Genomic DNA, 20,441 nt, shown 5'->3' on the forward strand with positions numbered 1-20,441 from the left:
GCCCGCCAATCGGCGGGCTTGTTGTTTGAGCTTGACGTTAGCCGCCGTTGAAGCGCTCCGGCAGCCCGTGGTGGTGCACATCGCGCTGCGGGAAGGGGATGGTGATGTTGTTGTGATCGAAGGCCAGCTTCACCTGTTCGATCAGGGCAAAATGCACATCCCAGTAATCCTCAGACTTGACCCAGGGGCGAACCAGTAGGTTGACGGAGCTGTCGGCGTGGGCGCTGACGAAGATGTCTGGCTTGGGATCGGCGAGGACCCGGGGCTCCTCGGCCAGCACCTTGGCCAGCACCCCCTTGGCGATGGCGATATCGTCGCCGTAGCTGATCCCGAAGGTGAGATCGACCCGACGGGTCGGTTCGCTGAACAGGTTTTTGATGCAGCCGTTGGAGAGCAGGCCGTTGGGGATCACCACCTTTTGGTTATCCAGGGTACGAAGGATGGTATTGAAGATCTGGATTTCATGGACCCGGCCGACAAAGCCCTGGGCTTCAATGACATCGTGATACTTGAAAGGTTTGAACAGCAGGATAAGTACGCCGCCGGCGAAGTTGGACAGGCTGCCCTGCAGCGCCAGGCCGATGGCCAGACCCGCGGCGCCCAACATCGCCACCAGAGAGGCGGTTTCCACCCCGATCATGGATGCAAAGATCACCACCAGGATCAGCTTGGATCCCACGGAGATGATGCTGAGCAGAAAACGTTGCAGGGTGACATCCACCTTGGCCTTGTCCATGGATTTGTCCACCACCTTGCTCAGGCCGCGGATAAACCAGAGGCCGGCGATGAGGATGATAAACGCCAGCACCAGTTTCGGGCCATAGCTCAAGAGCATCTCCAGCGCCTTCTGCCCCAGCTGGCTAATCATGGCGATGCTCTGCTCGACGTTCTGTTCTATCGGTTCCATCTTGTCGTTTCCGTTCTACTCTGTGACTGCAATGAGTTTGGCCAGAAAATTTGGACAATGCCATTGAAAATCAGTGGGCTGCACATTTTCGAGCGCTGCGGGGTTCGCCGTACAGCGGAAAAGCGGAAGGAAAACCGGTATGGTGAACGCCGTCGCGGGAGGATCGAGTGCCTCGCGACTTCATGTTGGTCCGCATTAGGGCCACCCCGGCAGACAATGCCAAGCGCCAGGAACCTGAAATGAGTCACAGTCCCACCCTCTACGTCGATGCCGACGCATGCCCAAAGGTGATCAAGGAGATCCTCTATCGGGCGGCGGATCGCGCCCAGCTGCCACTGCTGCTGGTGGCCAATCAGGGCCTGACGGTGCCCCCGTCACCCTACATCAAAACCCTCAGGGTCAGTGCCGGCTTTGATGTGGCGGATAACGAGATTGTCCAGCGCTGCCAGGCGGGGGACCTGGTGGTCACCGCGGACATTCCGCTGGCGGCGGAGGTGGTGGCAAAGGGAGCCGTGGCGCTCAATCCCCGAGGCGAACTCTATACCGAGCACAACATTCGGGCCCGGCTGAACATTCGGGACTTCATGGATACCCTGCGCAGCAGCGGCGTGCAGACCGGGGGGCCTCCACCCCTGTCGCAGACCGAACGTCAGGCGTTTGCCAACGCCCTGGATCGCTATCTTGCCAAGGCGGTGAGGGCCTCCCGACCCTGACGCCGCGGCATACGGCATAGAGGAAAGGGCATCGAGTCGAGTTTCCGGTGCCCAGCTGTTTCCTGGAATCCAGGGCTTGGACTCTCATCGACGATCCTGTCCGGGCGTCCTATCAACAGAGGAGCGGAGCAGATCTATGGCCAAACCCAATCCCAAGGGGCCGAGCAGCTCGGTGGCGATCAGCTGTGCCCGCTGCCGTGCGCCCCTCTATCGTTATCGCAAGGGCGGCAAAGGAGCCCTGGTGAAATGTTTCAAGGCGCGGATAAGCGTGGATCATACCGAGGTACCCGGCGTTTGCCCCGGTTGTGGCGGCCAGTTTGCCCGGGAGACGTTGATCCGTGGCATGCCGGCATTCAAGATCATCGGTGGTAAGGTGCGGGTGCAGTAAATCGACAGGGTCTGAGCGTTGCCGCAGGTAAGCTTGAGCTTGGGGTGATTGCAGCTCCCCCTCTATCGATCGTGGGAGCCCGGGTGCGACAAGGTGCTGATCCAAAGAGATTGGCCCCGATCATAAGCTCCTTGTTAATGCCAATTAACAGTTTGTTACGATTGCTTAAACAGTGTCGAGTGTCACTTGTGTAACCTGCGGTTCAAACCCTTGAGGAACTTGAATCCCACTGTGAGCCGGTACTTTCTTTGCCGCCGGCCATCTACACAAGGAGTGTCTCCATGTTTCGTAACTCTGTCCTCGCCGCAGGTATCGCCCTGGCCCTGAGTGGCTGCAGCGGCGTGCCTACTGGCACCGATGCCAATACCGAAGCGGCAACCGAGGCTGCCATTACCCTTCCCGCCAGCAACCCCTTTGCTCAGATCAGCCCGCTCGATTACCACACCCCGGATTTCTCGCGCATCGAAGATCGGCACTTCAAGCCGGCATTCGAGGTCGGCATGGCTCAGCAACTGGCGGAGATCGACCAGATCGCTAACAACCCTGAGCCGGCAACGTTCGAAAATACTCTGGTCGCACTGGAAACCAGCGGGGCGCTGCTTGGCCGGGTTGCCAGCGTGTTCTACAACCTCACCAGCTCCACCAACAACGACGTTCGTCGTCAGTTGCAGGCAGAGTTAAGCCCCAAGATGTCCGAGCATCAGGACAACATCTATCTCAACGCCAAGCTATTTGATCGTGTCGATGGTCTCTACCAGCGCCGAGATGAGTTGGGGCTGGACAGCGAGTCGCTGCGCCTTTTGGAAGTGACCCACCAACAGTTCGTGCTCTCCGGCGCCAAGTTGAACCCGGAGCAGAAGCTCAAGGTTCGGGCTCTTAATAAAGCGCTGGCGGAGACCACCAATACCTTCAGTGAAAACCTGCTATCCGCCTCCGAAGCCAGTGCGGTGCGGGTGAAGGATCGGGCACGCCTGGCCGGATTGAGCGAAGGGGAGATCCAGGGGGCCGCTGCGGCAGCCAAAGCGGCGGGATACGAAGGGGAGTACCTTTTGGTGCTGACCAATACCACCCGCCAGTCGGTACTCAGCAGCCTCAAAGATCGCGCTCTGCGGGAGCAGGTGTGGAAGGCATCCGCCTACCGTGCCACCGAGGGAGAGTTTGATAACCGTCAGGTGCTGCTGAAGATTGCCAAGCTGCGGGCCGAGAAGGCGGCGCTGTTCGGCTTCAACAACTGGGCCGAATACAAGCTGCAGAGTCAGATGGCCAAAACGCCGGAGCGGGTACTGGAACTGCTGGGCAGCATGGCGCCGAAAGTGGTTGCCAATACCACCGTAGAAGCGGATGCGATCCGCGCGGTGATGGCCGCGGAAGGGACCGACTTTGAACTGCAGCCTTGGGATTGGTTCTACTACGGTGAGAAGGTGCGTCAGCAGACCTACAACCTGGACCAGGCCGAAGTGAGCCAGTATCTGGAGTTTAATCGGGTGCTGGAGGACGGCGTCTTCTACACCATGGAGCGTCTGTTCGGCATCACCTTTAAGCCCCGCCCTGACCTGCCGGTGTACCACCCGGACGTTACCGCCTACGAGATCTTTGATCACGACGGGACGCCCATGGGACTCTTCTACGCTGACTACTTCGCCCGTGATGGCAAGCGCGGTGGTGCCTGGATGAATGTCTTTGTGGGCCAGTCCAAGCTGCTGGAGCAGAAGCCGGTGATCATCAACGTGATGAACATCAACAAGGCTGCGGATGGGCAGCCCCAGCTGGTCTCCTTTGATGAGGCCACCACCATGTTCCACGAGATGGGCCACGCGGTGCACGGGTTATTCTCCGACGTGACCTACCCGAGTCTGGCCGGCACCGCGGTGTCCCGGGACTTCGTCGAGTTTCCCTCCACCTTCCAGGAGGACTGGGCCTTCCATCCTGATGTGATTGCAAACTACGCCAAGCATCATGAAACCAACGCACCCATCCCGCAGGAGTTGCTGGATAAGGTGCTGGCGGCGGCCAAGTTCAATAAGGGCTTCGATACCCTGGAGTATCTCTCCTCCGCCCTGCTGGACATGGAGTGGCACAGCATCGGCGTGGACGCACAGATCGACGACGTGGCAGCGTTTGAGCAGGCGGCCCTGGAGCGAAACGGCGTGGCGTTGGATCACACCCCGCCCCGTTACAAGTCCAGCTACTTTGCCCACATCTTTTCCAGCCCAACCGGCTACTCTGCTGGCTACTACGCCTACATGTGGAGCGAGATCCTGGCAGCGGATGCCTTTGCTCATATTCGTGAGACCGGTGGCCTGACCCGTGAGCGCGGCGATGCCTTCCGCAAGGGGATCCTTGCCGTGGGCAACAGCCAGGACCTGATGGAAACCTACAAGGGGTTCAAAGGGGCCGAGCCGACCACCGAGGCTCTGCTGATCCGCCGCGGCATCGCGCTGGAACAGTAAGTCCTTTCCCACTGAAAAAACCCGCCATCTGGCGGGTTTTTTGATGGTGTTGAACCTGGACTCAGTTTTTCTTGGGGGGCACCATGCGGTTGCGGATCAGGGATTTCGCCCCCAGCTCGAGCGGGAGAGCGCCCGTAAACAGGCGGCCCAAAGGCTGCTGCAGGCCATGCTGGGGCAGGGCTCTTTGCGAGATTGGCATAAAACCCTCGACATACTGGCCCCGGATGCGCACTTGTCCAGGTTGCAACAGCAGGGCTTCGATAAGAAAGCCTCCCTGCACCTCAAATGGTTATCAAAAGATATGAACGAACATGACAGCTACATGGCCGATTTTATGACGGTCTTTCAACCCCTGGAACGCTGGGGGCCCGGCAGTGACGCCGACAGCCTGAGGGCATTGGCTGCGGTTCCTGGCCGCCCCTCTGCGGCGCTGGATATCGGTTGTGGCAAAGGCCTGGCGACGCTGCTGCTGGCACGGGAGAGCAGGGCGCGGATCACCGCGGTGGACAATGAGGGCACGGCGCTGGAAGCGCTGGCTCTGCGGGCGGCACAGCAGGGTCTGGCTGACAGGGTAACCACCGTGTGTGCCAGCATGACAGAACTGCCCTTTGCCGACGCCAGTTTTGACCTGCTCTGGTCCGAAGGGGCGGCCTACATCATGGGCATTGAGAACGCTCTGGAGCAGTGGCGGAGGTTGCTCAAACCCGGGGGCGTGCTGGTGCTCAGCGACCTGGTGTGGCTCACCGATACGCCGACTGCCGACACCGAGGCGTTCTGGCAACGGGAGTACCCGGATATGCAGTCCGTGGCCACTCGTGTCCGGCAGATGGCGTCGGCGGACTACGAGGTGCTGTCACATTTCACCCTAAGCCAAAGGGCCTGGGAGAACTACTCTCGGCCCCTGAAGGCGCGCATCGAGGCGTTGCGTGACACCCTCCCCGGTTCGGCGGCGCTGGCGGATATCACCACCGAGGTGGACCTCTATGAGCACCACCTGGACCAGTTTGGTTACCAGATGTTCGTTCTCCGGCTCCTGCCCTGAGTGTGGAGTCGATTTTCCCTTTTCGACCCTGTTCTGCTGGATTTCCTGCCATTTCGCGGGCCGTTAGGGGGCAGCTCGCGGCTTAGTGCGGGCGACCCCATCATCGCCGGCACAGGTTCCTTTTATTGCGGAGTCGGTGGTGAGTTTTTTTCGTTTTAATGCGCTTCCCTTTGCCCTATGTTGGCACCACGGGGGCTTTCCGGTCTTGGCCGGGTGAGCCGAAAAGGAGGGGCGCCGATGCGGGCGGCCGACAAGGGAGTTTCACGGATGACCACAAGGATCATGATCACCGGGGCGGGTTCCGGCCTCGGCCGGGCCCTGGCCCGGCACTGGAAGGAACACCGCCTGTTGCTGACGGACCTGGACGGTGCTGCGGTAGCGACGGTGGCGGAGGAGATCAACAGTGAGGGTGGCAGGGCGATCGCCATGGCCGGCGACATCACCGACCGCTACACCTGGCATGCCCAGGCCCACTGGCTCGATACCCACTGGGGCGGGCTGGACTGGCTGGTGAACAACGCCGGGATCGCCACCGCCGGCGGATTCGCCACGGAATCCCTGGAGCAGTGGCGCACGGTGATGGAGGTGGACCTGCTCGGTGCGGTGCAGGGGTGCCAGGTAATGGCCCCCCTTTTGCGTAAGAGCGGTGGCGCCATCCTCAATATCGCCTCCTCTGCCGGCTTGCAGCCGATGCCGAGGATGGGAAGTTACTGTGCGGCCAAGGCTGCCCTGGTCTCCTTCTCAGAGTCTCTCAAGCTGGAGCTGTGGGATGCGGGGGTCTCGGTAAGCGTGGCCTGTCCCGCCTTCTTCAAAACTGCCCTGGGGGATCGTTTGCGCAGCTCGGATCCCGCCATGGCACCGATACTGGCCCGGTTGTTTGAGCGGGCCCCCATGACGGCGGACGAAGTGGCGGCGCAGATCGCTCACCAGTTCGAGCAGCAAGAGTTCCTGATTGTGCCCCACCCGGCGACCCGCAAGGCACTGCGCCTGAGGCGCTGGCTCCCCCTCTCCCGCTATCTCACGATGCTGGCCAGCCAGACCGCCCGACTGAGAAACGCGACCTGAACAACCCGAGGACCCTGGCGACTGCCCGGCCTTAGGCCCTGTCCACCAGAGGGTGGGTGAGGATCCGCAACAGAAAAGGAGTGACGAGTGCGAAAAAACATATTGATCACCGGGGCCAGCTCCGGACTGGGTCGGGGGATGGCACTGGAGTTTGCCGCCCGGGGACGGGACTTGGCACTGTGCGCCCGACGCACCGAACGGCTGGAGCAGCTGAAGGCTGAGATCCAGCGCGAGTACCCGCAGTGTCGGGTGTTCGTGCGGGCGTTGGATGTGAATGATCACCAGCAGGTGTTCGAGGTGTTCGAGGCTTTCCGTGAGGATCTGGGGGGGACCCTGGACCGGGTGATCGTGAACGCCGGCATGGGCAAGGGGGCCTCCATCGGTACCGGCCATTTTGAGGCCAACCGGGAAACCGCCATGACCAACTTCATTGCCGCCCTGGCCCAGTGCGAAGCGGCGATGGGGATATTCCGGCAGCAAAACGCTGGTCACCTGGTCACCATCTCTTCGGTCAGTGCGGTGCGCGGTTTTCGCCGCGCCATGACGGTGTACGCTGCGACCAAGGCGGCACTGACCACCCTGAGTGAAGGGATCCGGGCAGACGTGCTTGATACGCCGATCCGGGTGACCACAGTGCACCCGGGGTTCATCCGCACCGAGCTCAATGAGAAGGTCAAAAAGGTGCCCTTTATTGTCGATACCGAGACCGGCTGTCGAGCCATGGTCAGGGCGATCGAGCAGGAGGGCAGCAACGTCTATGTTCCCAGTTGGCCCTGGGCCTGGATGCAATACCTGCTGCGCTTGCTGCCGCTGTCGCAGGTGCGCCGATTCAGCTGATAGCCGACTTTTGAGCGGTCAGTGCGAATGGGGCTGGGGTGGGTTCAGGAAGTGATCCCGGGCCAGGTCGTAGCCCCAGTTGTAGAGCACCGAATAGACCATGCAGAACAGGGCGAAGCCGATATCCAGCAGCAGCGCCGGCCAGAAAGGCAGTTGCAGCTGCCACATCAGGAAGGGGGTGGTGATCAGTAGCAATCCCAGCTCGAAGCTGACCCCGTGCCAGATCCTCAACCTCAGCCCCCGGGCTAGGCGCTGGGCGCCATAAAGCCAGTCAAACCCCAGGTTGAACACGTAGTTCCACAGCACGGTGAGCAGCGAGACGCCGATCAGGGCCACCGATAGGGTGTCGATGGGGTGGCCGGTGATCAGGATGCTGATGGGAACGGCAAGGCTGAGAAAGCCGATCTCAAACAGAATGGCGTGAAGAATGCGCTCTAGCGGGCTCATGAGGGTGTCCTTGTTGGGGCGAATCCGGGTATGGCGAACCATTCTATTGATGATTATGATGGGAGCTAGTTAGCTACTATCAGGATTACTGATATGTTTAATGCCGAGCAGCTCAAGATGCTGGTGTTCAGTGCCGAGTTGGGCTCCTTTTCCGCTGCTGCCCGCAAACTGGGTAAGGCCCAGTCTGCGGTAAGCCAGGGGATCGCCAATCTTGAGATCGACTTGGATTGCCAACTGTTTGATCGGCGTGGTCGCAGCCCTGTGCTGACCGATGCGGGACGTCGCCTGCTGCCCTACGCCCAGGCGACTCTGGGGATGGCGGCGGGGTTGCAGCAAGCGGCCCAGGCGTTGGCGTCGGGCCACGAAGAGCAGCTGGTCCTGGCCATCGACGAGGCCCTGATGATGCCGGGAATGGAGCGGATCCTGGCGGCGTTCGCGGAGCAGTTTCCCGCCACCGAGTTGGAGCTTCAGACGGTACCCAGCCCCGATATGCGCGGTTGGATCCAGCAGGGCGCGGCGGACATCGGCCTGATGTTTGCCGATCTGGAGATGCCGCAGGAACTCTCCCTGTGCTATCTCGGCAGTGTTCCCTTCCTGGTGGTGGCGGCGGAGGAGCATCCCCTGGCGGCACTTGAGTCGGTGGACCTGGATGCCTGCCAGCGGCACCGTCAGTTGCTGGTGCGGGGATTCGACGGCGCGGGTCTGTCCCATTTCCCACCGATGTCGGCGCAGATCTGGTGGACCAACACCTTCTATTTGATGCGTACGCTGGTATTGCAGGGACTGGGTTGGGCCTACCTGCCGGAGCACCTGGCTCGCCGGGAGATCCGCCAGGGTCGGCTGGTAGTCCTACCGGTGGAGTTTGATCACCGTCCCTGGCGGGCACCGGTGGAGCGGATCATGCTAAAACACCGCGAGCCCGGGCCGGCGCTGGCCTGGCTGTCGCAAGAGTTGCAGAACCTTTTCGAGGACCGCTGATGTTAAGAGGCAGAGCGGGGGGCGTCAGGTTGATTCAGTCCCAGGCTGTGGCGATAGCGGAGTATCCCCACCCTTCCATCCTCCTTTTACCTTTGCGGAGCCCACCATGACCATCACTGATCTTTACACCTACCCGGTGAAGTCCCTGCAGGGGATCCGCCTGACCGAGGCGGAAGTGTCGGATACCGGCCTGCCCTGGGATCGTCACTGGATGGTGGTCGATGCCCGAGGCCGGTTCGTGACCCAGCGGCAACTGCCCGCCATGGCCACGCTGACCACGGCCCTGACCGACAGGGAGCTGGTGTTGAGCCAGGGCGAGGAGCGCCTGAGACTCCCGCTGAGAAGGCGCCCACTGCCATCGACGCCGGTGCAGGTGTGGGAGAGTGAACTCAGTGCCGGTGATGAGGGGGAAGCGGCCTCCCGCTGGCTGACGGCCCGCCTTGGCTTGTTCCGCGGAGCGCCCCTGAGGTTGGTGCGCTTTGGGCCGGATCAGCGACGGGCGGTAGCGCTGGATGGTGCTGAACTCGGAACCTCCCATACCCAGTTTGCAGATGGCTTTCCCTTCCTGGTGGCGGCAGGCAACTCCCTGGAACGCCTGAACGCGGCGCTTCGGTTGGCTGGGCAAGACCCTGTCCCCATGACCCGCTTTCGGGCCAATATCGTGATTGCCGGGGTGCCGTCCCCCTTCGCCGAGCTTGGCAATGCCAGGCTCACGCATCGGCAGTGCCAAATCGGCCTGTGCAAGCCCTGCGAGCGATGCCCCGTGGTCACCGTGGATCAACGCAGTGGCACACGTGCCCAGCCCAAGGAGCCGTTGCGGACCCTGAGACAGCTGGATCTGCTGGGAGATGGCCGGGCCTACTTCGGTGGCAATGGTGTCCTGCTCTCTGGGCAGGGCGGGATTATCCGCATCGGCGATCCCCTTTGCTGGTCACCGAGCGATTCCTCGGACCGGTTCGTGCGTTGAGGCAGCACTGCTGCTTTTCTCATCCTCCGCTTATGCGCTTCCGGCCGGGCGGATCAACGCCAGCTATCAACTACCCTTTCCAGATCGCGCCGAAATTAACGACGTTTCACACTTACCCTCAGCCTATGGGACGGTTATAATCCGCCGCGTTTTTCGCATCTGTAACTTTTTTTCAGGGGATGGCACATGGCGCTTTGCGATATTGGCTTTGTCGGTTTGGGAGTGATGGGTAAGAGTCTGGCCCTAAACCTCGCAGACAACGGTTACCAGGTGGCTGCGTTCGATCTGGATCAGGACAAAGTTGACGCCGCCCTGGCCCAGGATAAGTTGGAAAATAACAACGTAGCCCGTGTGCAGGGTTGTGAATCTTTCCAGGCGCTGCTGGCCAGCGTGAAAGCCCCCCGAACCCTGGTGCTCTCCGTTCCTGCCGGGGCACCGGTCGACAGTGTCTGCCGGGCGCTGATCGAAGCGGGCATCGAGCCGGATGATACCGTGGTGGATACTGGTAACTCTCTCTGGACCGATACCGTGCGGCGGGAGAAGCAGTACGCCGGCCTGTTCATGTTCTTCTCTACCGCCGTCTCCGGCGGCGAAGCGGGCGCCCGCTTCGGCCCCTCCCTGATGCCCTCCGGCGATCTCCGTGCCTGGGAACGGATCAAACCCATGTGGCAGGCAATCGCCGCCAAGGTGGATCCGGACACCGGCAAGCCGATCGAGCGGGCGGAGCCGGGTAACCCGGTCAAGGAGGGGGAGCCCTGTGCCGAGTATATCGGCCCCAACGGTGCCGGCCACTACGTCAAGATGGTGCACAACGGCATCGAGTACGCGGACATGCAGCTGATCTGCGAAGCCTACCACGTGATGCGTGAGGGGATGGCGATGTCACCCCAGGCGATCGCGGCAGTGTTCCGCCAATGGAACCAGGGTGTGCTGGACAGCTACCTGATGGAGATCAGCGCCGAGGTGCTGGAGCAGATGGATGAGGTCACCGGCCAACCCCTGGTGGATGTGATCCTGGACCGGGCCGGTCAGAAAGGCACCGGCATGTGGACCGCCATGAGTGGCCTTGAGCTGGGCAGCCCGGTACCCACTATCGCCCAGTCGGTCTTTGCCCGCTCCATGTCCGGCCTTAAGAGCGAGCGTGTCGCGGCGTCCCAACTGCTGGCCGCCCCTCAGGTTGTACCCATGAGTGACGCCGAGCGTTCCGAGCTGATTCAGCAACTGCACGATGCGCTCTACTGTTCCAAGATCTGTGCCTATGCTCAGGGCTTCCAGTTGATGCATACCGCCGCCAAGGCCAATGGCTGGACCCTGGATTTTGCGGCCATCGCCAAGATCTGGCGGGCCGGCTGCATCATCCGCGCGGTGTTCCTGCAATCGATCTCCGATGCCTACCATCGAAATGAAGATCTGGCCAACCTGCTGGTGGACGAGTTCTTTGCCGGTGAGATAGCCAGCAACCAGACCAACTGGCGTGCGGCCATTGCCCGTGCCACGGTGATGGGGATCCCCTGTGGCGGCTTCAGCTCGGCGCTGGCTTACTACGACAGCTATCGCCTCGGGACACTGCCGGCCAACCTGTTGCAGGGTCAGCGGGATTACTTCGGTGCCCACACCTTCGAGCGTACCGATGCGCCGGCCGGCGAAAAATACCATGTCCAGTGGGGAACATCGGAACGTCGACAGCTCAAGATGTAACCGTCTCTTCGCTAAAAAAGCCGCCTCCGGGCGGCTTTTTTGCGTTTCCATTAAGGGGCAGTGAGCTCGTCGGTGGAGATGCTCTCTCGGCCAACGGGTTGCTTCTGCCGCAGGCCGGTGGGTCCTGTCGGGCACTTGTGCGCGGCGGTGCAGAGGAAAGATTGGCTTGCCAGTTGGCCCATCAACAACTTTACTTGCTGAAACGCCATGACATTGTCTCAGCAGCAGTAATGGAGCAGGGTGGCTGAACAATACAAAGGAGATTGTGATGACGATGGTCATAGGGTACCTACTCTTGGGTGGGCTGGTGATGACTGCGATCGGGCTTCGGGCCCGTGTTCGGCAGGCACGGCCTCAATGGTGGCCAGAACCGGGAGGCGTCCCACCCTGGGCTCAGTGGCTGGTGATGTTGCCCCTAATGCTGGTGCTGTGGCCTCTGCTGGTTCTGGATGCGCTTGCTGCCCGTCGACAACCCGAATCCTCCATGCCGCTGACCATCTCCCCGGATGATCTGCGTCAGCCGGTATCCCAGGCCAAGCTGGAGCAGGCATTGGCAAAGCAACCGGAAGTGGAGCGGGAGGAGGTCGAGTGGCAGGCGTTTATGGCGATGAGACAACGCGGCGATGCTATCTGGTCCTTTGAGCAGCCCGCAGGGGAGAGGCCGAAAGTCCTGTACCGACACACTGCGGGGAGTGAGCCTCCGCTGAGAGGTTACGTTCTGATGCGTCGTGGCAACCCCGTTGCCCACCTCTACACGGACCTGACGCTGTTGTCGGACGCTCGAGCCGACGCTGCAATCACGCCAGCCCAAGCGGAACCTGCCCCTTCATCCGTTGAGCCGCAGGAGCCACGTCAAACCCGCAAGAGGCGGGTGCTGATACCGCAACAGAAGGAGTGACGGTTGATGCTCAGTGATGGGGGTCAAAGGGCTTTATCTCGCCGGGTTTGCGCAGCATCTTGTCCACCTCGTCCTCGTGCAGGGTTTCGGTGACGATCATCTCGCGGGCATACTCCTCTAACGCCACTGACTTATCTTTCACCTCATCCAGCAGCTGGTAGTAGAGCTGCGTCACCGCTTTTTCATGCTCCAGGCTCTCCTGGAGGATGTCGCCGATATCATGCTTCTTGGACTCCAGCAGCGGGCCGATCCCCAGTGAGGGGTGGCCGCCCAGCATGGTCACCATCTCGCCGGCACGCTGGGCATGGGCCAGGCTCTCCTGTGCGTTCCCCTTCAGCCAACTGACAATGGGGATGCGGCCATAGCCATACACCATGAGGCTGTAGTGGGTGTAGTGCACCACACCGGCGAGCTCCATCTCCATGATCTGATTCAGCAGCCGGATCACCGAACTCTTGTTGTGCTCTTTCATCTTTCCTCCGGAAGGTTTTTTGCTTCTCATAAGGTGTAGTGCACCCAGGTCCCGGTTGCCGTTTCGGCCGATGTGGATTTTATCGCCCCAGCCGAGTTGGTATTTCCAGTGAAGTGAATAAAAATATAAGCAGAACAAATTCATATGGAATGAAAATGACACCGATAGCCCGGATGTTCGTAGTATCTGTTTTGGCCCTTAGCTGGGGCCTGGCGATGGCCGAGGAGCGACCGAAAATCGGTGTCGCCCTCTCCGGCGGAGGGGCCAAAGGGGCTGCCCATATCGGTGTTCTACGGGTGCTGGAGGAGCAGCGGGTACCGGTGGACGTTATCGCCGGAACCTCCATGGGGGCCTATGTTGCGGGTCTTTACTCCCTGGGGTTAAGTGCCGATGAGATCCAGGCACGGATGGACGCGCTGGATTTCAATACCGGTTTTTCCGATGAGATCCCCCGTCGGCAGCTCAATTTCCGCGAAAAAGCACAACGTGATTACTTTCCCATCGACCCCAAGATGGGGTTCAACGAGGGGGAGTTTACCCTGCCCAAAGGGCTGCTCGAGGGGCAAACCATGTCCGTCCTGGTGCGCCGGTCGCTGGGACCCGTGCCGGAAGTGCCCGACTTCGATCAACTGCCTATTCCACTGCGAACGGTGGCGACGGATCTGGCCAGTCGCGAACCTAAGGTGTTCTCCAGCGGTAACCTGGCCATCGCCATGCAGGCCAGCATGACCGTGCCCGGTGCGCTGGCGCCGGTGGAGGTGGATGGGCGACTCCTGGTGGATGGTGGCTTGGTGAACAACCTGCCGGTGGACCAGGTCAAGGCGATGGGGGCTGACATCGTTATCGCGGTGGACATCGGTGCCCCCTTGATGGAGGAGGAGGAGCTGGACTCTGTGGTGAGCGTGTTGGGCCAGCTTTCCAGCTACCTCACCAACATCTCCCGGGATCAGCAGGTGGCCCTGCTGACGGAGAGAGACCTCCTGGTGATCCCGGACATCAACGGCGTGGGGGTCAGTGATTTCGATAAGATGCCGGAGATGGTGATCCGGGGGGAAACCGCAATGTATTCTCAGCTGGATGAGCTTGCTCCGCTGTCCCTGAGCGAAGCGGAATACCGCAAGTACCGGGAGGGAGTAAAGAGTCGGCGTCAGCAGTTCCTCCACGCCGCTCGCCCCGTGGTCGCCCTGACGTTAAACAATGACTCCTGGCTGCGGGATCGGGAGGTGCGTTCAGCACTGGGGCTGAAGCTGGGCCACCCCTTGAGCCAGGAGGAGATAGAAGAGGCGGTGACCCGGGTCTACGCCCTGAACGAGTTCGAGCGCGTTGATGCGGTGCTTAGGGAACATCCCGATGGGGATGAACTGGTGGTGACGGCGCGGGGCAAGAGTTGGGGGCCCAACCTTTTCGATGTGGGGCTTCGGTTCGAGGATAACTTCGAAGATGACCTGGATCTTGGGGTGGATGTGGCGTTCACGGCCAAGGATCTGCTCAAAAGCCGGCTGGAGTGGCGTAATGAGCTCTCCCTAGGGACGGATAAGCGTTTCAGCACCGAGCTTTACCGCACCCTGGATCCCCTGAGGCGCTACTACGCTCGGGTGCAGTACCAGTTTGAAGATCGGCGCTGGGATTTCCTCCTGGACGAGGCCTTTGCACGGATTCGGCTGGTGGAACACAGTGTCTTGGGTGGCATTGGGGTTAATCTGGGGCGCAACTGGCAGCTGGAGCTGAACTATCAGTACAGCGACGGTGATTACGCGCCGTTGCCGGAGGGCACCCAGGGCAAATATGCCCGCTTTCACGCTGGGGGGCCTCAGCTGCAACTGGGGTATGACACCCTCAATAACTCCACCTTCCCGACCCATGGCAGCAGGGTCATTCTGGCGATCGCCGGGCCGGACAGCTACTCGAAGCTGTTGCCGGCCTCCGGGCTGGAGGGGGTCGAGAATGGCAGCCTGTGGCGCTCCTATCTGGAGTGGATCGGGGCGAACCAGTGGGGGCGGCATAACCTGATTGGCAAAGCGGAGCTTCAGGGCCTGGATCAGGATGGCTTGCACCTCTCCCAGGTGACCGCTATCGGGGGCTTTTTGAACCTATCCGGCTACAACAAAGATGCCCTGGTGGGCAGCAACAAGGTGTTGCTGGGTGGGGTTTACCGCTACAACCTGCAGGGGACGCCGTTGGGGATCACCTGGCCGCTCTATGTGGGCTTTTCATTGGAGGCGGGCAACGTCTGGTATGACCGTGACAATGCCTCGCTGTCCGATCTCATCTATGCAGGCAGTGTGTTTGCCAGCACCTACACCCGCTTCGGTCCTTTGGCCGTGGGCTATGGTCATGCGGACAGCGGTGAGGGCAGCGTCTACTTCTTTTTCGGCCGCCCGTTCTAAATAACGGTTCTGAATTGTGCTTCACCCAACCTTTCGCGAAGACAACCTGGTGCAGTCGAGCCCCACGCTCTTAGTAACTAGGATCTAGGCCCTAGGCCCTAGTTACTAAGAGCCGGATCAGGCCCAGAGGCGTGTGGGCTTACCCGAAAGTGGAGCATATTTATGATCAGCTATTGAGCGACCGTCGAGTCGATAAACCGCAACGGCAGGCGCCTGCCGTTGCGCTGTAAACCTTTTACTCCTCCGCACGAACGGCATAAAAGAGGCAGTCGCTGACCGCGATCTGGGGGTGAGTGGTGATCATGAACAGCTTGCACCCCTGCGCCAGGCAGAGTCGGTCCCCATCTTGGTAGAACAGGGAGCCCGGATCCAGTTGGCCGTGGCCGTCATTGACGGTGATCGCCTTCAGGCCCAGGCTGCCGAGCCAGCCTAGGGGCTCGTCGGCGCCGAGCCAGCCGAAGTTTAAACGTTCAATGTCCGGCGGCAGGGTCAGGTCGGCCCAGTCACTGGGGCGTTCGGCGTAGTCCACCGCACATCCGGGACTGAGCTGTACCCGCAGCGGCCGCTCGAGTACCTCCAGGCGCCAATCCCCCTCGGTCACTCTGTCGATCGCTTCCGCGAGGCAGAACCGGGTGATCCCTTCGCTGGCGACCGTGATTGCCTGAGGATCAACCGCCCCACCGCATTCGATGGTCACGATAGGAAAACGGGTATTGGTGCGCTCCATCAGTGCTCCGAGCATCACCTCGGTCAGCAGCATCCTCTCGGTGAAGAGGCTGGCCAAAGCTCGATGACGCTCGTCATTGACGGTAGCGACAGCGAAGCTGGGACCACTCCCGGAGGTGTTATGCAGGTCCACTACCGCTTCCGGCTGGAGCGCGCTGATCCGCTGCCAAAGGGCGTGGGTAAGCTGCCAGGCCGGGTGCTCACTCTCGGATGCCGCCGGTGTCCCGAAACAGCGGTTCAGGTCTGGCTGGCCCGGCAGGTGACGATGGGCGAAACCCGGTTCCGCCAGTGCCGCCTGCAGATTGATTAAGCAGAAGTGGCAGGTCACCGCCGGGATCTCGCCCCGGGTCAGCCAGTGCCAGACTCCATGACTGCCGGAGGGCTCATTGCCATGCAGTAGGGTGATCACTACACGGTGGCGATTAGGGTCTTGCCCCGGTTGCGTCATCCATACTGGTCCCGGCTGCGCCTTGAGCCAGTGCCAGAGTCCCTGTTCCAGTGCAGTCCTGTCCGGCAGGGGGACGGTATGGAGCCGGTCCATCCTCATGGCTGCACCTTGGGCCACTGGGCCACCGGGCGTTCACTGGCCGCATGACGCTGGTAGCGAATGAACATCTGGCGCAGGGCTTCTTCACGACTGTGTGTCTGCTCCAATGCCGCCAGGGTGTCCAGCTGCCAACGGGCTCCGGTCTGGCCGCTGCTGAGCCGCTCGCTCAGCAGGCTGATCAAGCGTGCGATCTCCGAAGGTTCGATATCCAATTCGTTGAGCCCGTCCTGAGCCAGGATCAGGGCCTGATCCAACAGCTGGCGGATCGACTGAGGTTTGAGAGTGCCTAACTCATCCGGCCACAACACCACGGTATCCAGTCCAAACTGGGCGGCGCGATAGAAGTTGTACTCCGCCATCTCGAACGGTAAGGCATCCATTAGGCGCTCCAACCTCGGCCGCAGCGACTGGGCCAGACCGATGATCAGCGCCGCATTGGCCAGCATGTCGTCACAGCTGGGCCCGGCAGGCAGGCTTCGGATCTCAATGCGCAGGTGGCCCCCGTCCGCACTGTCATACACCGGTCGGTTCCAGCTCCAGATGGTGCCCTGGTGTAACCGCATCGCCGCCAGTTCGGGGCCATGTCCCGGGCGCTCGCTGGGCGTGATCGGCTCTGGCAGGATGGCGGGGTATAGGCTGAATCCCTGTTGGAACAGTTCGAGTGCGCTGTGGCGCAGGTAACCCTTGCCAAAGGAGACTCGAGAGGGAGGCTTCCAGCCGGTCGAGCAGAGGTTGCGACAGTCGATGGATTGCTTGAACAGGGGGATGCGGGTCTCCTGCCAGAGTCGCCGCCCCAGGAAGATGGGCGCATTCACCGCCATCGCCAGGCCGAAAGGGGTCGCGAGCTGGATGGCGTTGTACCAGCTGGCGAACTCGTTGGGGTTGACTCGCAGGTGCACCTGGAAGGAGGTGTTGGCGCCCTCGAGAGTGAGGTCATCAGCGGTCATCCGCAGGGGTTCAGTACCATTGATGTTGATCTGGAAGGGTCCCCGTCGCAGCTGAGACAGCTCCTGGGTCATTCGGTGGTAGCGGGGCTCATCGGTCATCGCTGCCAGGCCAAAATCGTCGGCCCTCAGGGTGGGAAGAATGCCGATGGCGGTGATTTCACACTCCTGCGTCCGACCCAACTGTCTCAGTTTCTCCAACTGGGTGCGCATGGTTCGGGCCAGGGTGGTAAAGGGTGCGCCGGAGAACGCAGTGTAGGGACAGTTGTACTCCAGATTGAAGCGGTTGAGCTCCGGGGTCAGGTGAGGGTCGTCGGCGGCCGCGAGGATCGCCTGGTTACAGCATTTTGGACGCTGCTTCGGGTCCGTCAGGTAGAGTTCAAGCTCCGCCCCCAGGGTGGCGGGCCCCTCTCCCCAGCCGGGTGTCTGCAGCAGTTCACCGAGGGTATCGAGATCCTGCCGTAACTGACGAGTGAAGAGGGCGACCTCCTGCTCTGTCGGGGGCGCAGCGCCAACTGATTGTCCCATAAGGTGTTCTCCATTGACCTCATGGTTCCAGCATACCCCAGTGGCGCTCAGTTACCAGTGTGGAGTCGGCTTGTGGTAAGCCGGATGGGGGCTAGCCTGCCCGCATCGCCAGGATCTCGGCCAAGTCAAAGGGGGCGGGGTAGCGGACAAAGCCGGTTTCCTGCTGGGCCACCGCATAGACGGACATACGATCCGCCAGTTCGTTGCCCTCGATGCCCGCATGCGCCTTGACGTGCTGAAGGTCCACCTCCGATTTGAGCTCTTGCCAAAGGGCGTGGAGGGTCTGGATCAAGGCCAGGTTTTGGATCGGACCGCCCGCCCGGATCCAGCCGCGCTTCTTCCAGCCGTCAGCCCACTGGCTGACGCAGTTGATGGCGTAGACCGAGTCGCAGCGAACGGCGACACTGCGTCCCGCTATCAGGTGGCTGCGGGCCAGTTTCAACGCCTCCAGCAGAGCGTTGAGTTCCGCGGTGTTGTTGGTGCCGTCGGGCTGGTAGCGTCCATACCAGAGTTCACTGGCCTGACCATTTTGGTACACCGAAACGCCGCTGCCGGCCTTGCCCGGGTTGGGATCGCAGGCGCCGTCACAGTAAATCACCACCTCCTGCTCAGGCATCGCCGCCGGCGTTTTGTTCTTGGCAGGGGTGTGGCGGGGGGCGGAGGTCTGTGGGGGGGTGGCCGCATTGCCCAGTGCCTGCTCGTGCCCCATCTTCAGCGCCGCCATCGCTTCGGCCCGGCTGGGGTAGGCTTTGTACTTGGCGCCGGCAAAGCCGCTGACGGCGGCCTGTGCTTTGGGCCATTCGGTGAAGATCCCGGTTTGTCGCCCCTTCCAGACCACGTAGAATTTTTTTGCCATTGATGAGTGCACCATGTCCGCGAGTAAGGCCCGTTAGTTGCGCATCATAAAGGCTTTCATGGCCGCTGACGATCCTGCAAGTCGATTGGTATCGTCGCCGCTGCTTTCGCTTGCCTCGCTGTCCCCGGCCACGCACACTGACGCTCAGATCAGGCACACATCACTATGGATGGACAGGGCAGCGGTAACGCTCAAGGAGAGAAGATGACACTGGTGATCGACCCCAAATTTAATGGCCCGGATGGCAGTGGCAACGGCGGGTATTGCGCCGGCCAATTTGCACAGGCGTTTGCACCAGACTCCCTGGCTGCGATCCGGGTTCGCCTCTGCAGCCCACCGCCACTGGGGCAGGCGATGACGATGACCCACGAGGAAGAGGAAGCCAGGGTCTGGCACGGCGAAACTGAGGTGGCCCGTTTGGCTCTGGCGCCACTGGCCCTGGAGTTACCCCGCCCCTGCAGTGGAGAACAGGCCGAGGAGGCGAGAGAGCGCTATCCCGGCTTTGTCCAACACGCGTTTCCGCGCTGTTATGTCTGCGGCCCGGAGCGGGCCGAGCACGATGGCTTGCGGATCTTTGCCGGAGCGGTTGAGGGAGAGCGGATGGTGGCAGCCCCGTTCGAGCCCTTTGAGGCCCTGGCGGACCCTCTGGGTTTCCTGAAGCCGGAGCAGGTATGGGCGGCATTAGATTGCCCCAGTTACTTTGCCGCCATGCTTGGGCAGACACCGACGACGGCGCTACTTGGGACTTTCACGGTGCAAAGATTTGAAGCGCGGATCCCCGCGAAGGGGCGCTACCGTATCTGCGCCTGGCCACTGGAGGGCGAGGGGCGCAAGCGGCGCGCAGGCGCCGCCCTGTTTGATCATGACGACCGCTGCCTGGCAGCTGCCGAAGCGTTATGGATCCTGCTGCCGGGCGAGTCCTGAGGCCGCACAATAGGAGTGGGGGCTCCCCCCCCTTTTCTCACCGCATTGCGCAGTGAGAAAAGGGCAGTGGATTACTAACACCACTGCCGCTCGCAGGGGATCCCATCCCCATCCCCGTCCATCTTTGTGCCGGGACAGTTGGCGAGATAGAACTTGGCTTCTGCGCAGGATCGCATCTCGCTGCAATATGTTTTACCTTCGCAGCGAAACCCCATCTCCTGGTAGGTTCGGGAGGAGGAGCGCGTTTCATCGGGCATCGCTTCTATTTTTTCCAGTGGTGCGGGGGTGGTTGGCCGGGCATCGGGCTGCTGCATCAGGGTGTAGACACACAGCGCAAGCAGGCCCGCAGCGATGGCGGTCACCGGCACACGGCGATTGGACCTTTTGTGGTTGCGGGGAGGCCGGGACTCCAACGGTTTGACGCCGACCAGTGACACTCCTCTGGCGGAGACTTTACCGCCTTGCTGCACCAGCTCGAACTCGACATAGTCACCGGCTTTTGGCCGTCGATACCCTCTCCTGAATTCAGAGATGTGCACGAAGACCTCTTTGCTATGACCCACAGTGGTGATGAAGCCGAAGCCACGGTCGTCCATCCATCGAACAATTTTTCCTTTCATTGACCATCCTTGTCTCGGTATCGCGATCTCTGTTCCCATGGGGAGGA

The 20,441-nt window shown here is 61.2% G+C and carries 19 protein-coding genes; 12 read left to right on the plus strand and 7 right to left on the minus strand.

All coding sequences use genetic code 11. The features are described from left to right. Positions 1-37: 37 nt before the first annotated feature. The gene (locus ABD997_RS10290; protein WP_345316926.1) at positions 38-907 is read right to left on the minus strand and encodes a mechanosensitive ion channel family protein; all 870 of its coding nucleotides are present in this window, start codon (positions 905-907) and stop codon (positions 38-40) included. A 239-nt stretch (positions 908-1,146) separates the two neighbouring features. On the opposite strand from ABD997_RS10290, the gene ABD997_RS10295 reads away from it, so the two are divergent. The 6 genes from ABD997_RS10295 (at position 1,147) to ABD997_RS10320 (ending at position 7,402) form a co-directional block, all read left to right on the plus strand. Beyond that, a complete protein-coding gene (locus ABD997_RS10295; RefSeq protein WP_345316927.1) occupies positions 1,147-1,620 on the plus strand; it encodes a YaiI/YqxD family protein in 474 nt (157 codons plus the stop codon). A gap of 136 nt (positions 1,621-1,756) precedes the next feature. Further along, positions 1,757-2,008, plus strand: coding sequence for a hypothetical protein (locus ABD997_RS10300; protein ID WP_345316928.1), 252 nt, complete (start codon positions 1,757-1,759; stop codon positions 2,006-2,008). Between the two features lie 281 nt (positions 2,009-2,289). After that, on the plus strand, positions 2,290-4,458 hold the full coding sequence (locus ABD997_RS10305) for a M3 family metallopeptidase (protein WP_345316929.1): 2,169 nt from the start codon (positions 2,290-2,292) through the stop codon (positions 4,456-4,458). Between the two features lie 43 nt (positions 4,459-4,501). Continuing rightward, the gene (locus tag ABD997_RS10310; protein WP_345316930.1) at positions 4,502-5,500 is read left to right on the plus strand and encodes a class I SAM-dependent methyltransferase; all 999 of its coding nucleotides are present in this window, start codon (positions 4,502-4,504) and stop codon (positions 5,498-5,500) included. A 267-nt stretch (positions 5,501-5,767) separates the two neighbouring features. Continuing rightward, the gene (locus tag ABD997_RS10315; protein ID WP_345316931.1) at positions 5,768-6,565 is read left to right on the plus strand and encodes an SDR family NAD(P)-dependent oxidoreductase; all 798 of its coding nucleotides are present in this window, start codon (positions 5,768-5,770) and stop codon (positions 6,563-6,565) included. 87 nt (positions 6,566-6,652) lie between these two features. Next, positions 6,653-7,402, plus strand: a complete 750-nt coding sequence (locus tag ABD997_RS10320; RefSeq protein WP_345316932.1) for an SDR family oxidoreductase — start codon at positions 6,653-6,655, stop codon at positions 7,400-7,402. 18 nt (positions 7,403-7,420) lie between these two features. Here the strand turns inward: ABD997_RS10320 and ABD997_RS10325 are convergent, their stop codons facing one another. After that, positions 7,421-7,849, minus strand: a complete 429-nt coding sequence (locus ABD997_RS10325; RefSeq protein ID WP_345316933.1) for a PACE efflux transporter — start codon at positions 7,847-7,849, stop codon at positions 7,421-7,423. Between the two features lie 93 nt (positions 7,850-7,942). Between ABD997_RS10325 and ABD997_RS10330 the strand changes: the two genes are divergently transcribed. The 4 genes from ABD997_RS10330 (at position 7,943) to ABD997_RS10345 (ending at position 12,390) form a co-directional block, all read left to right on the plus strand. Then, a complete protein-coding gene (locus tag ABD997_RS10330) occupies positions 7,943-8,827 on the plus strand; it encodes a LysR family transcriptional regulator (RefSeq protein WP_345316934.1) in 885 nt (294 codons plus the stop codon). A 106-nt stretch (positions 8,828-8,933) separates the two neighbouring features. Next, the gene (locus ABD997_RS10335) at positions 8,934-9,794 is read left to right on the plus strand and encodes an MOSC domain-containing protein (protein ID WP_345316935.1); all 861 of its coding nucleotides are present in this window, start codon (positions 8,934-8,936) and stop codon (positions 9,792-9,794) included. A 186-nt stretch (positions 9,795-9,980) separates the two neighbouring features. Further along, positions 9,981-11,492, plus strand: a complete 1,512-nt coding sequence (gene gndA, locus ABD997_RS10340) for an NADP-dependent phosphogluconate dehydrogenase (protein WP_345316936.1) — start codon at positions 9,981-9,983, stop codon at positions 11,490-11,492. 268 nt (positions 11,493-11,760) lie between these two features. Beyond that, positions 11,761-12,390 carry a hypothetical protein gene (locus ABD997_RS10345; protein WP_345316937.1) on the plus strand — a complete coding sequence of 210 codons (630 nt, stop codon included), beginning with the start codon at positions 11,761-11,763 and terminating at the stop codon, positions 12,388-12,390. Positions 12,391-12,400: 10 nt separating this feature from the next. Here the strand turns inward: ABD997_RS10345 and ABD997_RS10350 are convergent, their stop codons facing one another. Further along, entirely contained in the window at positions 12,401-12,862 is a 462-nt protein-coding gene (locus ABD997_RS10350; protein ID WP_345316938.1) for a ferritin-like domain-containing protein, read from the minus strand. Between the two features lie 155 nt (positions 12,863-13,017). Here ABD997_RS10350 and ABD997_RS10355 point away from each other — a divergent pair, with 155 nt between their 5' ends. Further along, on the plus strand, positions 13,018-15,249 hold the full coding sequence (locus ABD997_RS10355; RefSeq protein ID WP_345316939.1) for a patatin-like phospholipase family protein: 2,232 nt from the start codon (positions 13,018-13,020) through the stop codon (positions 15,247-15,249). 235 nt (positions 15,250-15,484) lie between these two features. On the opposite strand, the gene ABD997_RS10360 is transcribed toward ABD997_RS10355, so the two are convergent. The 3 genes from ABD997_RS10360 to ABD997_RS10370 all read right to left on the minus strand — a co-directional run bounded on the left by ABD997_RS10360 (position 15,485) and on the right by ABD997_RS10370 (position 18,850). Beyond that, positions 15,485-16,522: a M14 family metallopeptidase gene (locus tag ABD997_RS10360; RefSeq protein ID WP_345316940.1), complete on the minus strand. Its 1,038-nt coding sequence runs from the start codon at positions 16,520-16,522 to the stop codon at positions 15,485-15,487. Further along, entirely contained in the window at positions 16,519-17,994 is a 1,476-nt protein-coding gene (locus tag ABD997_RS10365; protein WP_345316941.1) for a glutamate-cysteine ligase family protein, read from the minus strand. Before ABD997_RS10365 ends, ABD997_RS10360 begins: the two co-directional genes overlap by 4 nt. A gap of 91 nt (positions 17,995-18,085) precedes the next feature. Further along, the gene (locus ABD997_RS10370) at positions 18,086-18,850 is read right to left on the minus strand and encodes a ribonuclease H family protein (protein ID WP_345316942.1); all 765 of its coding nucleotides are present in this window, start codon (positions 18,848-18,850) and stop codon (positions 18,086-18,088) included. A gap of 204 nt (positions 18,851-19,054) precedes the next feature. On the opposite strand from ABD997_RS10370, the gene ABD997_RS10375 reads away from it, so the two are divergent. Continuing rightward, positions 19,055-19,774, plus strand: coding sequence for a hypothetical protein (locus ABD997_RS10375; protein ID WP_345316943.1), 720 nt, complete (start codon positions 19,055-19,057; stop codon positions 19,772-19,774). Between the two features lie 74 nt (positions 19,775-19,848). On the opposite strand, the gene ABD997_RS10380 is transcribed toward ABD997_RS10375, so the two are convergent. Beyond that, on the minus strand, positions 19,849-20,394 hold the full coding sequence (locus tag ABD997_RS10380) for a cold shock domain-containing protein (protein ID WP_345316944.1): 546 nt from the start codon (positions 20,392-20,394) through the stop codon (positions 19,849-19,851). Between the last annotated feature and the right edge of the window lie 47 nt (positions 20,395-20,441).

The sequence above is a fragment of the Ferrimonas gelatinilytica genome, assembly GCF_039544205.1.
GTDB lineage: Bacteria > Pseudomonadota > Gammaproteobacteria > Enterobacterales > Shewanellaceae > Ferrimonas > Ferrimonas gelatinilytica.

What these genes read in the sequence shown, in the direction of transcription:
- ABD997_RS10295 (WP_345316927.1), top strand. Translation starts at nt 1,147, where the DNA reads ATGAGTCACAGTCCCACCCTCTACGTCGATGCCGACGCATGCCCAAAG.
- ABD997_RS10315 (WP_345316931.1), top strand. Translation starts at nt 5,768, where the DNA reads ATGACCACAAGGATCATGATCACCGGGGCGGGTTCCGGCCTCGGCCGG.
- ABD997_RS10355 (WP_345316939.1), top strand. Translation starts at nt 13,018, where the DNA reads ATGACACCGATAGCCCGGATGTTCGTAGTATCTGTTTTGGCCCTTAGC.
- ABD997_RS10335 (WP_345316935.1), top strand. Translation starts at nt 8,934, where the DNA reads ATGACCATCACTGATCTTTACACCTACCCGGTGAAGTCCCTGCAGGGG.
- ABD997_RS10330 (WP_345316934.1), top strand. Translation starts at nt 7,943, where the DNA reads ATGTTTAATGCCGAGCAGCTCAAGATGCTGGTGTTCAGTGCCGAGTTG.
- ABD997_RS10305 (WP_345316929.1), top strand. Translation starts at nt 2,290, where the DNA reads ATGTTTCGTAACTCTGTCCTCGCCGCAGGTATCGCCCTGGCCCTGAGT.
- ABD997_RS10375 (WP_345316943.1), top strand. Translation starts at nt 19,055, where the DNA reads ATGACACTGGTGATCGACCCCAAATTTAATGGCCCGGATGGCAGTGGC.
- ABD997_RS10370 (WP_345316942.1), bottom strand. Translation starts at nt 18,850, where the DNA reads ATGGCAAAAAAATTCTACGTGGTCTGGAAGGGGCGACAAACCGGGATC.
- ABD997_RS10360 (WP_345316940.1), bottom strand. Translation starts at nt 16,522, where the DNA reads ATGAGGATGGACCGGCTCCATACCGTCCCCCTGCCGGACAGGACTGCA.
- ABD997_RS10345 (WP_345316937.1), top strand. Translation starts at nt 11,761, where the DNA reads ATGACGATGGTCATAGGGTACCTACTCTTGGGTGGGCTGGTGATGACT.
- ABD997_RS10350 (WP_345316938.1), bottom strand. Translation starts at nt 12,862, where the DNA reads ATGAAAGAGCACAACAAGAGTTCGGTGATCCGGCTGCTGAATCAGATC.
- ABD997_RS10365 (WP_345316941.1), bottom strand. Translation starts at nt 17,994, where the DNA reads ATGGGACAATCAGTTGGCGCTGCGCCCCCGACAGAGCAGGAGGTCGCC.
- gndA (WP_345316936.1), top strand. Translation starts at nt 9,981, where the DNA reads ATGGCGCTTTGCGATATTGGCTTTGTCGGTTTGGGAGTGATGGGTAAG.
- ABD997_RS10310 (WP_345316930.1), top strand. Translation starts at nt 4,502, where the DNA reads ATGGTGTTGAACCTGGACTCAGTTTTTCTTGGGGGGCACCATGCGGTT.
- ABD997_RS10380 (WP_345316944.1), bottom strand. Translation starts at nt 20,394, where the DNA reads ATGAAAGGAAAAATTGTTCGATGGATGGACGACCGTGGCTTCGGCTTC.
- ABD997_RS10325 (WP_345316933.1), bottom strand. Translation starts at nt 7,849, where the DNA reads ATGAGCCCGCTAGAGCGCATTCTTCACGCCATTCTGTTTGAGATCGGC.
- ABD997_RS10300 (WP_345316928.1), top strand. Translation starts at nt 1,757, where the DNA reads ATGGCCAAACCCAATCCCAAGGGGCCGAGCAGCTCGGTGGCGATCAGC.
- ABD997_RS10290 (WP_345316926.1), bottom strand. Translation starts at nt 907, where the DNA reads ATGGAACCGATAGAACAGAACGTCGAGCAGAGCATCGCCATGATTAGC.